We start from the raw sequence: 13,647 nt of genomic DNA on the forward strand, positions 1-13,647 counted from the left end.
TGCATAGTAGACAGCTCCTTTTGCTTTGTAGTTCTGAAAATGGTGTGGTTTACACTATCCATTTTTAACCTACGATTCGAAGTAAATACGGGGCTGTTTTACGTTCATCATAGCTAGTTCAATGAAGGACTTTATACAAACGAAGAAGGAGCTGCCGCGGCAGCTCCTTTTGCTTCTTCACAAAATGAATAGTGAATTATCGAAAGTCGGACAAAAAAATGAGCTCCCCAAGAAACAGGAGCTGACTTTGGATAATTCAATTGGACTAAACTGCGGTGGGTTAGCACTATGGGGAATTAATGATGTGCATTCTGCTCTGGGAAGCTATGTATTCCAAATGAGAGAAGTCAAAGTATTAAACAGGGGGACCCAAGTACATCGAAACCTCTCGTTCAGACATAGTTTCCCCCTCCCCAATAAAGAGGCATTTGAAAAACATTATGCAATTACCTGTTCTGGCGAAGCTCTACTAAGATGGCCAATACTGCAGCAAGGACAGATGGTGAAATCTTTACCCGTCAGCTTTTTTAAAAAATCAAGGGTAGTCAACTTTGTTTTTGGCGGATCATTTAATTTAGTATTCGTAAGCTTTTTACATAGTTTGAGCTTCGTTGCTTTATTTCTGGGACTTAACAAACCATAATGTCGTATTCTCGTTAATCCAGTAGGCAGCACGTGAATCAGAAAACGGCGAATAAATTCATCAGCTGTTACAGTCATCTCTTTCTGTTTATTGCTATCCTTATAGTCACGCCACTTGAAGGTAACCAAACCATCTTCAAGCTTTACGATACGGTTATTCGAAATCGCAACACGATGCGTATACCTTCCGAGATATTCAATAACACAGCCAGCATTTTTGAAGGGAGGCTTACAGTAGACCACCCATTCTTTTTGATAAAGCAATGACATGAGATCATGAAACCTGCAGGGATCTTTCAAATCAGAAATGGTGCCATAAAACATAAGTTTGGCCTGTTTAAGGTAATTTAAAAACTTACCTCTAAATTTTCTTGATAAAACCTTAACCGGTATGAAGAACTTTTTTCTGGAGTGAACCCACTTGCCGGAAGCATTCAAGCCTCCGCCCGGAACAATACAATGCAGATGCGGATGGTGCATCAGGTTTTGTCCCCAAGTATGGAGAATCGAGGTAAAGCCAATTTGCGCGCCCAAATATTTCTCGTCAGCAGAAAGCTCGGCTAGCGTATCGGCTGCGGCCTTAAATAACAGATCATAAACGATCTGTTGATTTTGATAGGCAACTGGGTTTAACAGATCCGGCAAGGTAAATACCACATGAAAGTAGCCAACGTTCAGCAAGTCATTTTTCCTGGCTTCAATCCAGCGTTCTTTATTTAACGTTTGGCACTTGGGACAATGACGATTCCGGCAGGAGTTGTAAGAAATGCGTGTGAACTCGCAGGTGTCGCACGCATCCACATGCCCGCCCAAAGATGCTGTTCTACAGCTTTCAATCGCGCGCATAACTTTTAACTGATTGAGCCAAAGGGAGTGGTTAAGCCGATAGGCTTGTCCATGTGCAGCAAAAATATCCTGTAATTCAACCATGGGAAGCGTCCGATGTACGTTCCTTCGTTGGTGAATGGTCCAATGGGCTTTTCACACCTGAAGTTGTATTGGTCAGGTGCAGGTAAATCGTCGTAGACTGAATATTGGAATGGCCGAGCAATTCTTTAATCTGTAAGAGGGTGGCGCCATCTTCAAGCAAATGAGTGGCAAAGGAATGGCGCAGCGTATGAACGGACACATCTTTGGTGATATTCGTTCGTTTCACCGCTCTGTTGAAGGCATCCTTGATACCGGCGGGAGTGATAGGAGTGACCTTATAGCCGAGGAAAAGCCAACCTTCCGGATGTTGTGGACGATACGCTTTCCAATATTCACGCAGTACATGGAGGCAAGTTTCCGAAAGCAAGGTAAACCGATCCTTGCCGCCTTTGCCGCATTCAACAAACACCCGCATGTTTTTGGAATCGATATGCTGGACTTTAAGAGCCGCGGCTTCACTGACACGCAGACCCGAGCTGTAGACCACCATGAGCATGGCCTTATGCTTGATGTTCTCGCAACCGGTCATAATGGTCGATATTTCTTCTCTCGTCAGCACTTCGGGGAAGGCTTTGCGCCTTTTCTGGCGTGGAATCTGAAGATAATTCAGTGTACGGTTCAACGTAACGGCAAAGAGAAACCGGATCGCTGCACTGTACGTATTTACGGTTCCGGGTAAAGATTTTTTTTCATGAATCAAGTATTGTAAGAACTTACGAATGTCTTCCACATCAAGTTCGTCCACCGGACGATTACAGTACGTCAAAAAAATGCGTACATTCAGTGTATAGGTTTCCAATATGCCCTTTGACAGCCCTCTGAGCAGGATGTCTTCTCTTAACCGTGACAGAACTTGTTCATTGTTGTCCATGCTGATCTCTCCTCGTAAAATGGTTTAGCAGTATAACTGCATGGTCATTTTAAGGGAGGAGCAGGCTACTGATAAGAGCACAAATGTTGGGTTTATGGTTTTTACCACCGCGGCAGCGGTTTAGTCCAATGAGGGATTTTGTACAGATGTACTGCTGGGCGTTAAGCTAACGGGCAGATTAACGCAACTTTATATAAGCCAAGACGTCTTGTTATGAAAGGAGTTGAAATGGAGATGAATATGAGAAAGAAAATTAACACCTATTCCATTTTTTTCTCGATGTTAAGTTGGGGTGGTTTTTATCTATCGGGATTCACCTCTGTTTTGCCTGTTAATGGTCATATAATAATACTTTGGATGGCTATATTTGCCTTATTAATGAGTGTCTTCGGACTTGGTGGTATTAATAATTGGAAATCAGCTTCAAGCTCGCTTATCTCGATTCTTTTAAGTGGATTATTGGTAGTTGTTGAATTACTACTTTTTGTATTTTCCAAGTTTTTATCATTAACCTAACGGGCAGGGTAATTCGAAATTACAATGTCACCAACTTATGGTAATATATCAGATTAAAAAAGAATAAGAGGTGATTGTCATGAAGTTTGAATATACTGTCTTGAGAAAGCAGGATGATATATATGGTGTTAAATACTTTTTGGATGAAAGGGATCACCTTCCAAAATACAACGATATCTCCCTCATAAGAGTTTTAAATATTCTTGGAGATCAAGGATGGGAACTGGTAGTCAAAGAAAGCCAAAGTACATATATTCTTAAACGTCAGTTGAAATAGAAAATCATTGAAGTTTCAGCTTTTACATATCCATTTGTTAACGGGCAGGAAAGCACTTTTACGCTAACGGGTAAAGTAACAAAAAGGGGGATGGAGAATGAAAATTGCACAACGCATTGGAGTAATATCTTCAATTTGCACCATGATACTTTGGATTATATTAACTTTACTAAATCCATACACTCATAAACGTGCTGAGAATGACGTTTTGATAAATACATTATTTTTGCTTTTTGTTCCAGCGTGTGTAGCGTTGTTAGCATCCGTTTTCAAAAAGCCATCCCATATGTTTATTGCATTTGTCTGGTCACTTCCTATTAGCCTTTATATGATGATGACCCCGAGTATTTTTAAATTGTTTGGAGTTACTTCTTTTATGTACCTCATATCGGGTATTTTGACAATTAGGGAAAATAGATCTCGACATAAAGGTATTAATCAGGTTTAGAATAAAAATTACTGTACACGAGGATTGGAAAGGTGGCTTATACGCTTTGAGAAGCTGAACGAGGAGAAACACGACGAACCATTGGGCGAGCTGGATTAGGACAAAGCGATCCTATTAGCAAAAGAATGGATCGACAGATGGGGCGAGGAACCCCTCGAGCTGTATGAAACCAAAGATGAATACACGAATCTCCGCCTGATGTTCATTCCCATCAGGGAAAACATACCGATGGTACAGCAGAAAGTAGACATCGTGATCGACCGCGAGAAAGGCAGGCTGTTAGAGCTCGATGCCACGAATTATTTTATTTATAAACAAGACGTTCCGTTAAAACCGAAGCTGTCTCCCGAAGAGGCAACTGCAAAAGTAAACGACTTATTGGAGATATCCGGCCCCCTGGCTCTTCAGGAAAGAGACGGGAAGCTCGTATACGCCATTCCTGTTAAAGGAATCGAACGCGTGACGCATCTCTACATTAACGCAATCCACGGCAATGAAGAAGGATTTGCGTTCACATCGTAAATATGCACCTTTGCATATAGTAGCAGGACCGCTCATTACGCTCCCATGGAAGAACGCAATTACTTCCATAATCTGTGGTGTCGCGTGAGCGGCATGGATGGCTAACGGGTAACGATAGCGAAAAGTAACGGCAGTAAAAATAAGAGAAAAATATTATGTCGGTATATTCTTACCGTAATCTATCCGAGAGGTGAGCGCTATGAATGGTTAGTTTCCTAGAAAGATTACCAGAAGGTCGTTCTTGAGCATATCCGGTAAATTGGCGTTAGGGCAGCAGGGGTTTTAGTGGCGAGTACGGGTTTGTTTTATTATGGTGCGGTCAAGCAAAGAGGGCGAACTACCCAGGTACGGCCGGGGAACATAATAGAGCTCGGTGATCTCAATCAGTTAACTGTAATTAAAAGTGTCGAAAAAGTCAGCTATGAGGCAATCATACGAGACGCATGGGTCACGAAATCCATTAAAGGCTTAGATGGTAGAGTAGTATTACAGGGGTTGGATACCTTTAAACCCATTATCGCTGATGGGAGTGTGTACATCGATATTTTATCACCAATAAAGGGACGCACTGCTAATGGAGCTCAATAGTTCATCAGTAGCCAGAGATTTCCACAAGTTTGTTACGCTAACGGGAAACGCTAGCTTAATGATTAAGATTTGGAACAGGCGCCGCTGCAACACCTGCTCCTGATCGTTGAAATAACGGGCAGAATTGCGTAACATTATTTCTTCGCAAACCGTTTATATTTTAGGGGAATGTATAACTCCAACGACCAGGGTGCACCACGCAGATCCCAGAGAACTATGAAATATAGAACAAGATATTAAAAAAAGAAACCGCGCATTTACAGCGAAGGGGGATACAACGACATGGTTAAACGCCTGCTTATGTATTCTTTGATCAGCGTAACTAGCTATTTTGCCGGAGTTTATTGCTATATAGGCGTTCTCCGACTTATTTATGATCAAGAAATGGCTATTGATATCAATTTGATTTGGGCTTGGATCGGCCTTCCTTTCTTTTTCTTTGTCATCCCATTGTATATCACGATTATATTGTTCTTACGAGCGATTCGCCGCTCCTCTCTTATTCTCCAGACAATCCTTTTTCTAATTCCCGGCTTTTTTGCGATGGGAGCCGCATACATTCCTTTCAGTCTGTCTTTTCTGTTCAATCCAATTTCTCAGGAAGCATCCTTGTTCTATTGCTGTTACACTGCTACAGCAATCGTATTCTCCTGCGGATCCTGGTATACAGAAAAATGGTTGGTAAACTCTTCTCGAAAAACTCGACAGTAAAACTGTAGACAGTCTGCCACGAAACAAGGAACAGTTTGTCACGGCAGCTGTTCCTTGTTTTTATTAAGGGCAGGATAGTGCAAGGAGATATCAGTAATTAACCATTTTTGCAACATATGTAAATTAAAATTGTCTTATAATATACGAGGGGGGGTAGAATATGAAGATTTTTCTTTTAAGAAGTATAATGGTTGCTATATTAGTATCTTTAATCGGGTGTCAGCAAAATACAACCCAAACAGAAAACCTTAATACTAAAGCAGATATGGAAGGTTTTGTAGAGCCAGAACCATCTGATTGGGTAAAATATACAAAGCCTGTAAGAGAGTACATGTATTATAAAACACAAGCAGTGGTTAACAAAGATATAAATATTTTGTGGGATAAGTACCGAGACCTAAAGGATAATTTTGACCGCAAACAAGGAGTCAATATTGAGAAATATGAGGTTGAATCCTTTAATCAAAGTTTTGATTTATTAGATGCCAATTACAACATTGAAAGTAACGATCGAATTAAAGTGAAAATAATAAACGATAATGAAGTGGTAGTTCTTGTTCATGGCAGTACTGTTTATTTGAGAAATGATTTCGATGAGTCTGGAGGGGAATATTTAATAAAGGTCTTCTTAGAACATAAGGACAATCATTGGACGGTCGTAAAAACTGACGAATACACTTTACCAGAATACAAAGAATGGATTAAGGAAAAGGAATAGATATAATCCCTTGTTAAGCTAACGGGTACAATTTCAATGGAACATATTTGGTCTGAGAGAGAAGTCATCCATTCCGAAATGATTTGGCTGGAATCATTAACAAGAGACACGGATTTGGTAGTGCCAACACCATTAAAAAATAACAATAATGATTATATTACTGTGATTAACGGCGTAAATTGTACGTTGTTGAAATGGGTAGAAGGGGAGCAAAAACAAATTGTGCCTTTCGTCACGGAGGCCGGTTATGTAGGAGAAATGATAGGGAAGTTACATAAACATTCATCATCTTGGATAGTGCCATTATCATTTACCCGGCCTGTATTTGACCATTCACGAATTATACAATCGCTAGAAAAACTAAGAGAACTGGCTTTAAAAGATGAACTCAATAAAAATGAAGTAGAAATTATGGCAGCAGCTGGGAAACGCGCACTTTCAATGATGAACGACATTGAAAAATCATCTGGTAATTGGGGGATAATTCATGCAGATTTGATCCCAAGTAATTTTGTGTTTCATGAACAGGAAGCTAGAGCCATTGATTTTGGTGCTTGCGGAGTTGGTTATTTCTTATTCGACTTAGGTTGGACATTTTCATACATTCATCCGGCATTCAAACGTCATTTGCTTGAAACCTATGCCAAGCATTTCGAACTGCCTCATAATTATGTTGAAAAATTGGAAGGCTTCTTTGTAGCAGCCCAGCTCGAAACCATGCATTTTTAACGGCACTCCTTACTGGGAGTAATTTGTTCAACTAACGGATACAATTGTTGAGGAGGAGTTACATTTTCTAAAGCAGCTCCTCTTTGATTTATTCAGGTATTTTAATTAAACTGTATTGTAGAAGGGATTTCAATGAAAGGAGAGGTATGAAATGAAGAAAAAAGCAGCGGTAAAATTAGATGATCTAATTAATGAAATTGAAATTCAAGTAGATGAGACATTTACCTTTATAAACACCCAGACAGGAGAAGTTGTAACATTATCGAGAGACGAGATGAGAGCGGCTGAAGATGAAGAGCCACTTGAAAAATATCCAGATTGGCAAAGAGAGAACATTGAACAAGCAATAAAAATTATAGAGGATGAACACGAGGTTTACCTCGATTTCACATTAAGAAACGAGTACCATGAGTATGAAATTGTAGAAGAATTTATCGGAACATTAAGCGAAGTAGAGGTTCGAGAAGAATTGTTTGGAGCAATTCAAGGAAGAGGGGCATTTAGAAGATTTAAAGACAGGATCAGAGAACATGATGTCGAAAAACAATGGTATGAATTCAAAGAAAAAAAGATAAAGGAATTAGTTATTGAATGGTGTGAAGAGAAGGATCTTGTAATAGCGGAATGAAGTAATATTTGTGCTATCGAGAAATAAGAGTTGAATAAAATAAAGAGCTGACTGCGTGAACAGCAGCTTTTCTGTTCTTGGCTATTCAGCTAACGGGCAGTTTTGCACGATTTTAAATTAAAGTTGGACAAAATAACTGGGGAAGATTACAAATATTGCATTGTCCCTCTGAGAAACATTTCACTATTTCAGCCGTTTATATTGTTGTAGTAATTACTTAACTTGGAGGAAGAGCGACTATGAAGAAAATATATATTTTACTCTTTGCCGTCCTGGTTTTGGCAACAGGATGCTCATCTAACAACAACAACAGTGGCCAATCTGGTGAAATTTGGGATTTCAGAGAAGGTTTTGTTGTTACGAAAGAGGATGGGAGAATCTTGATGGTCCGAGACAAGGTCGCTAACCTCGAAGTGCCACTTAGCGAAATGTTGGAGGAAGCTCAACCAAACGCAATCTGGCTTTCAGTGGATAAAACAGATTACGATGCTATCTTGGTAGGTGACCAAGTAAGCATAAAAATACCTAACGGGACGGTTGACCTCTCCTATCCAGCTCGGGCGACGGCGGACGTAACCAAGAAATAAGCAACTCCGCTAACGGGTACGATAGTTGGACAAACATGAGCAGTTTGCTACTGATATGCTCCCCTTACGGTAGACAGGTGAAATAATAAAACCTGCTACGGAAAGGGGAGCTTATCATACGGCAGCTGCTCTCTTTCTTTTTTAAGTTAGCGGGCAGGTTAGTGGGATATTACAACGGATTTCCGGTTATGTTTTAATGTAGCGGCCGAGTCAGATCGATTTGTTCGTAAAAAAACTATTGATTATGACAGGAGTTGTCACTATAAAAGATTATGCTATCAGGGAGAGATCAATCCTAAAGGTTGAAGGAGCTGTATAACCATGGAAGTGCAATTGACTCCGTTTATTATGCTGGACGGCGGCGCTCGGGAGGCGATCGCCTTTTACGAGCAAGCGCTGGACGCGAAGGTGGTATTCAAGCAGACCTTCGGCGAAGCGCCCGGAGAAGCTGGACAAGCGGTGCCGGAGCACGCGAGGGACCGATTGGCCCATTCCGTCCTGAAGATCGGAGGAACGGATCTGTTCGTCGCCGATACGGATCCGGGGGTCCGGTTCGCTCAGGGGAAGCAGGTGAACATCTGCGTCACTGTCGCCGATAAGGAGCAGGCCCGGAAGTATTATAAGGCGCTGAAGGAGGGCGGGCAGGTGGATCTCCCCCTGCAGGAGATCCACTTCAGCCCCGCGTACGGGATGGTGACCGACAAATTCGGCGTCACCTTCCAGATTTTCACGAAGAGGGCGTAATGGTGGGGTCGCCTTTAGTTACGCTAACGGATAACTATAGTTGAAAAATCAAGTAGCAGTTTGCTTCGGCAGCTGCTCTTTTTCATTAACGGGCAGGATAGGTTAATTCAATTCTCGAATATCTTAAATATGGAAAGTTCGCGAAGTTCGTAAATATGACGTTAGCTGAAATTACATTAATTATAGTAGAGGGATCTCAATGACAACCAAAACATTTCAGTTTGAAATGAAAACAATACAGGGGAACGAAGAACATATTATTGACGTACAACCTATAATTAATGAAAGTAATAAATTTCTGATTCTTACTACAACCAGAAAAATTATCGAGTTGGATACAAATGAGAATGTGTTTAAAGAGCTATTTGTTTTTGATAATGAAGAAATAGTATTTGAAGAGAAAGTGTCTCTACTTGTCTCGCCAAATGCTGAGTTAATTACTGTATATAATACTTTTGGAAGACAGGGAATTGTAATAGATATTTCTTCAATGAAGACCATTATGCGATTTAATCGAGATGATTATCATTATGAACAAACAATTTTTCCGGTTGCATTTGTCAATTATAATGCTCAACTTTTATTAATTCATGGTACAAAGTGGAATCGACTGGATATAACAAATCCAATCGATAATCAAGCGCTAACTGATAGAGATGATCCCAAATTTCAACTAACACAAAGCAAATCAATTAGATCAGAACATTATTTGGATTATTTTCATGGTCAACTCGTAGTTTCACCTGATAATAAATGGATTGTTGATAATGGATGGGTTTGGCACCCGATGGGGTGTGTAACAGGTTGGAGCATTCATGAATGGATAGAAAATCGATGGGAATCGGAAGACGGAATGAGCAAAAAAGATCTTTGGTGTGAAAAAGAGGATTGGAACGATCCATTATGTTGGATAAGTGATAACGAGATTGGATTAGTAGGTAGAAATAATTATGATTTTATTGATGGAGATGAGCCACATGGATGGATCTTCAGAGTGATGAATGTAGAGACAGGAAATATAGTTAAGGAGTTTCCAATTTCGTCAGGTAATATTTTTATTGATACATATTTGTTCTCTTGTTTAAAGGAAACAGGAATTAAAATATATGATCTTAATAGTGGAATTCTACTATTCGAAGACGAGAAAATAAATCCAGATAACTATCATCATAAATCTAAAGAGTTTATTGGTTTTGATAATGAACAAATAATGGTCTATAAGTTGATCGAAGAAGAATGTAACTGCAGCTAACACCGACACACCTACGAAGCTTAGTTCGTCGGATGGCAGTAAATCATTAAGCTAACGGGCAGTTATGTTTAAAAGGCAACGGAAATATTCCGTTGCCTTAAATTGCTCTACTCGATAATTTCAACACTTAGACTGGGGTAAATTTTCTGGAATTCTGCTATACGATTCAATAATTGAGTTTTATCAAAGCTGGATGCGATAATATCTTGATCCGGTCTAAAGGTAACACTGGTACCTGTCTCCTTTGTTACCCCGATTACTAATAGTTCAGATTGCGGGATTCCATGTTTGAAATCTTGACGAAACACTTTTCCTTCACAGCGAACTTCCACGGACAATCTCTCTGAGAGTGCATTAACCACAGGCATATTGATTCCTTTAAGTCCACCAGGGGCAACTACAGAGGCACTTGTATTATAGTGTCCGATTTCCGTAAGAACTGTTTGTACTGGTGCCTTGGTTGAATTAGGTAGGGCCTGAATTGGAATGCCTCGACCATTATCAGCCACAGTCACACTTCCATCTTTCTGAAGAACTATACTTATTTCAGAACAGTAGCCGGCCTCATGCTCTAGTACAGAGTTTTCGAGCACAGCCCATAAAAGATGGTTTGGATCGTATCCCTCGTGTTGTTCACCTGGATATGTTCCTGCATTATTTCTTGCTTCGGTAAGCTCCATATAATTACTTGTATCAAGCAAGTCGGAAATTGCAGAGAGTAACAAGAGTAAAGGCAATGTTCGGTGAGGGGGAAGGGAGTATCTACCACCTCTTTCCTCCTGAACTAAAAGATCGGCTCCGAGTAATGCTTTAGTGTGGTGATAAAGCTGCCCGGTAGTCCCCATGTTTAATTGATCTACAATTTCTGAACCAGTAAGTGGTCCGCGTAAAACTGTGGTTAAAATGTCCAATCGCTGCTTATTACCAAGAGCAGCTAGCACTTTTGCTCCCTTATCACTGTCGAGGTCAAGCAATTGACTTACATTTCTTTGTTGAGGATCCCATCTGAGCCCATTTTGTCCACGATATTGACCGGAATAAAAGATCTCGCCTAAATCATTCTCAACTTCTGTTATAGGGCTCGCCTTTCTAAAGTCATTTACATGTAACGGTTTGTGTGACGACGATTGAACACCGATAAAGTGACTTAGAAGTTGTTTAAGTTCATTCACTTCCACCGTAAGAAAATCCAATTCCTTACCGTAATCCCTAGAAGTAGTCAACAAACATCACCTCATTTTAATTATTTAAATACGTAATTACGTATCTGCGTAATTACGTATATCTTAACATGACTATGAGTGATTGTAAATCACATCCAGTTTTTAAGTGGTTTGAAGGCGAATGTATGGGAAAACAGTATGGTAGATTTAATGAATTTATAGATTTGCCACTAGAGGCAAAATTCAATATTTATAAAGATATCCTTTTGTTTCATCAACTTGTTATCCAGCAAGGATATATAGCGATTGATTTTTATGATGGTTGTATCATGTATAATTTCACTTCAAAACAAACAATGATCTGCGATATAGAATTTTACAGCAAAAAACCGGTAATGAACAATGTTGGACGAATGCCGGGATCAAGTCGGTATATGTCGCCTGAAGAATTTCAATTAGGCAGAGAAATTGATGAAAGGTCAAATGTTTTTCTTATGGGGGCTACTGCATTTCAGCTATTTGGTGGAGGGAGTGATCGTTCTTTCGAAAAATGGAAAGCAGGTGAAAAACTTTATTATATTGCATTAAAAGCTATCAATATTAAGAAAGGAAATCGCTATCAAACCATCGATGAATATTTTGAAGCCTGGAACAACGCTCGTGGCAGTTTAAGCTAACGGGACATGATAGTTGAATAACACATATTGATGAGCAGGCGCTACGATGGCTTGCTCTTTTTATTAAACTAACGGGCAGGATAGTGGAATAAAGAATATTTTTACCAAAGCTTGGTTATCTTATCTTGAGAACGAGCCCAGGAAATAAACGAACTGCTTGTTCAAGGGAGGGAATTATGAAAAAAGTATTAAAAGTATCAATTGTATTACTGATGTGCTTATCACTTTTCTTTACTATGGGATTTGTAAAGAAAGGTGAGCTTGTTTTGACAAATGTAGAAACAACGGTCATTAAATCTGAACATATACTACGATACGACTTCAGAATCAAAAATACTGGGTCACAACGAATTTTTGGAACATTCGACTATCCTGGACATCACTCATATGGTTTGGAAGTGACAGTAAGACCATATGATAAACTGGCTTCGTTGATGGAGATACAACAGAATACGGTATTCCGAAAAATGCAATTTAGAGGCGGCAGCTCAGAAGGTATTTTAGAGCCTGGAAAAGAAGCATCTTTTCATGCTGAATTTCAAATTAAGGAAAACGTTGATGTTGGAAAAGTAAAGTCAACTTCACTTGAAGGTGTTTTACTTATAATAGATGGAACAAAGGTTATTGCTGAAATACCGTTAGCAGATAGCCTAAATAAAAAATAGATAATCTCAATTAAACTTTGAATAGCCACAGCCACCTGACAGGTGGTTTTTTTATTGTCTGATGTTGCACTAACGGGGAACTCGATTCGCGGGCGACACATCTGCGATACGTAGGATTGCAGTAAATCATTAAGCTAACGGGCAGGATTGTTTAATCACCTCGCGAATACTTCAAGTATGGAGAATTTGCGTAAATTCAAACTGGAGAGTGTCTAACATGGGAGCATGGGGAACTGGAATATTCGAGAATGATGATGTATTGGATTGGAAAGCTGAACTTATTGAATCTGAAGGTTTAGAGTTTATCAATGAAACCCTTGAAACAGTAATCGATGAAGATTATTTAGAAGTTGACTTAGCTTCAAATGCAGTTGGAGCAATTGAAATTCTTGCTGCACTTCAAGGTAAACCAGGTGAGGAACTAAAGAATGAATCGAGTTATGTAGAAGGGCTTAAAGAATGGATTGAGTTGCATAAAGGTCAAGGAAAAAGCTTATTACCAGTTGCAAAGAAAGCTATTAAGAAGATAAAAAAGGATTCTGAACTAAAAGAACTTTGGGAAGAATCGGAAGATTATAAGACCTGGTTGAAAATTATAAATGATTTAGAAAACCGATTGTAGTAAATCAAGGAGTGGGGTACTTCACATAACTTCGTATTTACACTTCGAGCTATTTGGCCAACGATCCCTGGAGATCCCCTTGGGACTAATCCCTTGGCGGTCGGAAATTCATTATGCTAACGGATAACGATAGTTCCACCCCTGAAGGGCTGCCACATGGCCGATGTCATTTAGTTAAGGCGCAGGTCCAAATATCAAGAAAAAGAGCAGGTTATCGAAAAAGATAGCCCGCTCTTTTTTTGTACGAAAAAGAGAAATAAGACTTGACAAGTAGGTATAAATGTGTGGCGAAGCCCCTTGAAAAACGAGGAGGTTACGCCAATGAATGAGTACGCAAATTCGCTAAAACAAACGCTG

General features: G+C 39.7%; 16 protein-coding genes. 13 read left to right on the plus strand and 3 right to left on the minus strand.

All coding sequences use genetic code 11. The features are described 5' to 3' along the window. Positions 1 to 438 precede the first annotated feature (438 nt). Entirely contained in the window at positions 439 to 1,572 is a 1,134-nt protein-coding gene (locus RCO25_RS33380; RefSeq protein WP_309000363.1) for an IS91 family transposase, read from the minus strand. Next, entirely contained in the window at positions 1,565 to 2,443 is an 879-nt protein-coding gene (locus tag RCO25_RS33385) for a tyrosine-type recombinase/integrase (protein WP_309000364.1), read from the minus strand. The genes RCO25_RS33380 and RCO25_RS33385 overlap by 8 nt, the downstream gene beginning before the upstream one ends. A gap of 234 nt (positions 2,444 to 2,677) precedes the next feature. On the opposite strand from RCO25_RS33385, the gene RCO25_RS33390 reads away from it, so the two are divergent. The 10 genes from RCO25_RS33390 (at position 2,678) to RCO25_RS33435 (ending at position 10,163) form a co-directional block, all read left to right on the plus strand. Next, a complete protein-coding gene (locus RCO25_RS33390; protein WP_309000365.1) occupies positions 2,678 to 2,959 on the plus strand; it encodes a hypothetical protein in 282 nt (93 codons plus the stop codon). Between the two features lie 79 nt (positions 2,960 to 3,038). After that, complete coding sequence (locus tag RCO25_RS33395; RefSeq protein ID WP_309000366.1) at positions 3,039 to 3,236, plus strand: hypothetical protein; 198 nt, start codon at positions 3,039 to 3,041, stop codon at positions 3,234 to 3,236. A gap of 97 nt (positions 3,237 to 3,333) precedes the next feature. Continuing rightward, positions 3,334 to 3,684 (plus strand): hypothetical protein, encoded by a 351-nt coding sequence (locus RCO25_RS33400; RefSeq protein ID WP_309000367.1) that lies wholly within the window; start codon positions 3,334 to 3,336, stop codon positions 3,682 to 3,684. Positions 3,685 to 3,912: 228 nt separating this feature from the next. Beyond that, on the plus strand, positions 3,913 to 4,206 hold the full coding sequence (locus tag RCO25_RS33405; protein WP_309000368.1) for a hypothetical protein: 294 nt from the start codon (positions 3,913 to 3,915) through the stop codon (positions 4,204 to 4,206). Between the two features lie 1,459 nt (positions 4,207 to 5,665). Then, entirely contained in the window at positions 5,666 to 6,223 is a 558-nt protein-coding gene (locus RCO25_RS33410; RefSeq protein ID WP_309000369.1) for a hypothetical protein, read from the plus strand. 36 nt (positions 6,224 to 6,259) lie between these two features. Then, entirely contained in the window at positions 6,260 to 6,952 is a 693-nt protein-coding gene (locus RCO25_RS33415) for a phosphotransferase enzyme family protein (protein WP_309000370.1), read from the plus strand. 151 nt (positions 6,953 to 7,103) lie between these two features. Continuing rightward, on the plus strand, positions 7,104 to 7,580 hold the full coding sequence (locus RCO25_RS33420; RefSeq protein ID WP_309000371.1) for a UPF0158 family protein: 477 nt from the start codon (positions 7,104 to 7,106) through the stop codon (positions 7,578 to 7,580). 239 nt (positions 7,581 to 7,819) lie between these two features. Beyond that, complete coding sequence (locus RCO25_RS33425) at positions 7,820 to 8,167, plus strand: DUF3221 domain-containing protein (RefSeq protein WP_309000372.1); 348 nt, start codon at positions 7,820 to 7,822, stop codon at positions 8,165 to 8,167. A 321-nt stretch (positions 8,168 to 8,488) separates the two neighbouring features. Next, positions 8,489 to 8,911 (plus strand): VOC family protein, encoded by a 423-nt coding sequence (locus RCO25_RS33430; protein ID WP_309000373.1) that lies wholly within the window; start codon positions 8,489 to 8,491, stop codon positions 8,909 to 8,911. A 199-nt stretch (positions 8,912 to 9,110) separates the two neighbouring features. Next, positions 9,111 to 10,163, plus strand: coding sequence for a hypothetical protein (locus RCO25_RS33435; RefSeq protein ID WP_309000374.1), 1,053 nt, complete (start codon positions 9,111 to 9,113; stop codon positions 10,161 to 10,163). 107 nt (positions 10,164 to 10,270) lie between these two features. On the opposite strand, the gene RCO25_RS33440 is transcribed toward RCO25_RS33435, so the two are convergent. Next, positions 10,271 to 11,386 carry an ATP-binding protein gene (locus RCO25_RS33440; protein ID WP_309000375.1) on the minus strand — a complete coding sequence of 372 codons (1,116 nt, stop codon included), beginning with the start codon at positions 11,384 to 11,386 and terminating at the stop codon, positions 10,271 to 10,273. A gap of 125 nt (positions 11,387 to 11,511) precedes the next feature. Between RCO25_RS33440 and RCO25_RS33445 the strand changes: the two genes are divergently transcribed. The 3 genes from RCO25_RS33445 to RCO25_RS33455 all read left to right on the plus strand — a co-directional run bounded on the left by RCO25_RS33445 (position 11,512) and on the right by RCO25_RS33455 (position 13,290). Then, complete coding sequence (locus RCO25_RS33445) at positions 11,512 to 12,003, plus strand: hypothetical protein (RefSeq protein WP_309000376.1); 492 nt, start codon at positions 11,512 to 11,514, stop codon at positions 12,001 to 12,003. 176 nt (positions 12,004 to 12,179) lie between these two features. Then, positions 12,180 to 12,668, plus strand: coding sequence for a hypothetical protein (locus tag RCO25_RS33450; protein WP_309000377.1), 489 nt, complete (start codon positions 12,180 to 12,182; stop codon positions 12,666 to 12,668). A 217-nt stretch (positions 12,669 to 12,885) separates the two neighbouring features. Further along, positions 12,886 to 13,290 carry a DUF4259 domain-containing protein gene (locus tag RCO25_RS33455; RefSeq protein ID WP_309000378.1) on the plus strand — a complete coding sequence of 135 codons (405 nt, stop codon included), beginning with the start codon at positions 12,886 to 12,888 and terminating at the stop codon, positions 13,288 to 13,290. Positions 13,291 to 13,647 lie beyond the last annotated feature (357 nt).

The organism is Paenibacillus sp. LHD-38 (genome assembly GCF_031157315.1).
Taxonomy (GTDB): domain Bacteria; phylum Bacillota; class Bacilli; order Paenibacillales; family Paenibacillaceae; genus Pristimantibacillus.

What these genes read in the sequence shown, in the direction of transcription:
- RCO25_RS33410 (WP_309000369.1), top strand. Translation starts at nt 5,666, where the DNA reads ATGAAGATTTTTCTTTTAAGAAGTATAATGGTTGCTATATTAGTATCT.
- RCO25_RS33430 (WP_309000373.1), top strand. Translation starts at nt 8,489, where the DNA reads ATGGAAGTGCAATTGACTCCGTTTATTATGCTGGACGGCGGCGCTCGG.
- RCO25_RS33450 (WP_309000377.1), top strand. Translation starts at nt 12,180, where the DNA reads ATGAAAAAAGTATTAAAAGTATCAATTGTATTACTGATGTGCTTATCA.
- RCO25_RS33405 (WP_309000368.1), top strand. Translation starts at nt 3,913, where the DNA reads ATGGTACAGCAGAAAGTAGACATCGTGATCGACCGCGAGAAAGGCAGG.
- RCO25_RS33395 (WP_309000366.1), top strand. Translation starts at nt 3,039, where the DNA reads ATGAAGTTTGAATATACTGTCTTGAGAAAGCAGGATGATATATATGGT.
- RCO25_RS33385 (WP_309000364.1), bottom strand. Translation starts at nt 2,443, where the DNA reads ATGGACAACAATGAACAAGTTCTGTCACGGTTAAGAGAAGACATCCTG.
- RCO25_RS33400 (WP_309000367.1), top strand. Translation starts at nt 3,334, where the DNA reads ATGAAAATTGCACAACGCATTGGAGTAATATCTTCAATTTGCACCATG.
- RCO25_RS33380 (WP_309000363.1), bottom strand. Translation starts at nt 1,572, where the DNA reads ATGGTTGAATTACAGGATATTTTTGCTGCACATGGACAAGCCTATCGG.
- RCO25_RS33390 (WP_309000365.1), top strand. Translation starts at nt 2,678, where the DNA reads ATGAATATGAGAAAGAAAATTAACACCTATTCCATTTTTTTCTCGATG.
- RCO25_RS33425 (WP_309000372.1), top strand. Translation starts at nt 7,820, where the DNA reads ATGAAGAAAATATATATTTTACTCTTTGCCGTCCTGGTTTTGGCAACA.
- RCO25_RS33415 (WP_309000370.1), top strand. Translation starts at nt 6,260, where the DNA reads ATGGAACATATTTGGTCTGAGAGAGAAGTCATCCATTCCGAAATGATT.
- RCO25_RS33420 (WP_309000371.1), top strand. Translation starts at nt 7,104, where the DNA reads ATGAAGAAAAAAGCAGCGGTAAAATTAGATGATCTAATTAATGAAATT.
- RCO25_RS33445 (WP_309000376.1), top strand. Translation starts at nt 11,512, where the DNA reads ATGGGAAAACAGTATGGTAGATTTAATGAATTTATAGATTTGCCACTA.
- RCO25_RS33435 (WP_309000374.1), top strand. Translation starts at nt 9,111, where the DNA reads ATGACAACCAAAACATTTCAGTTTGAAATGAAAACAATACAGGGGAAC.
- RCO25_RS33455 (WP_309000378.1), top strand. Translation starts at nt 12,886, where the DNA reads ATGGGAGCATGGGGAACTGGAATATTCGAGAATGATGATGTATTGGAT.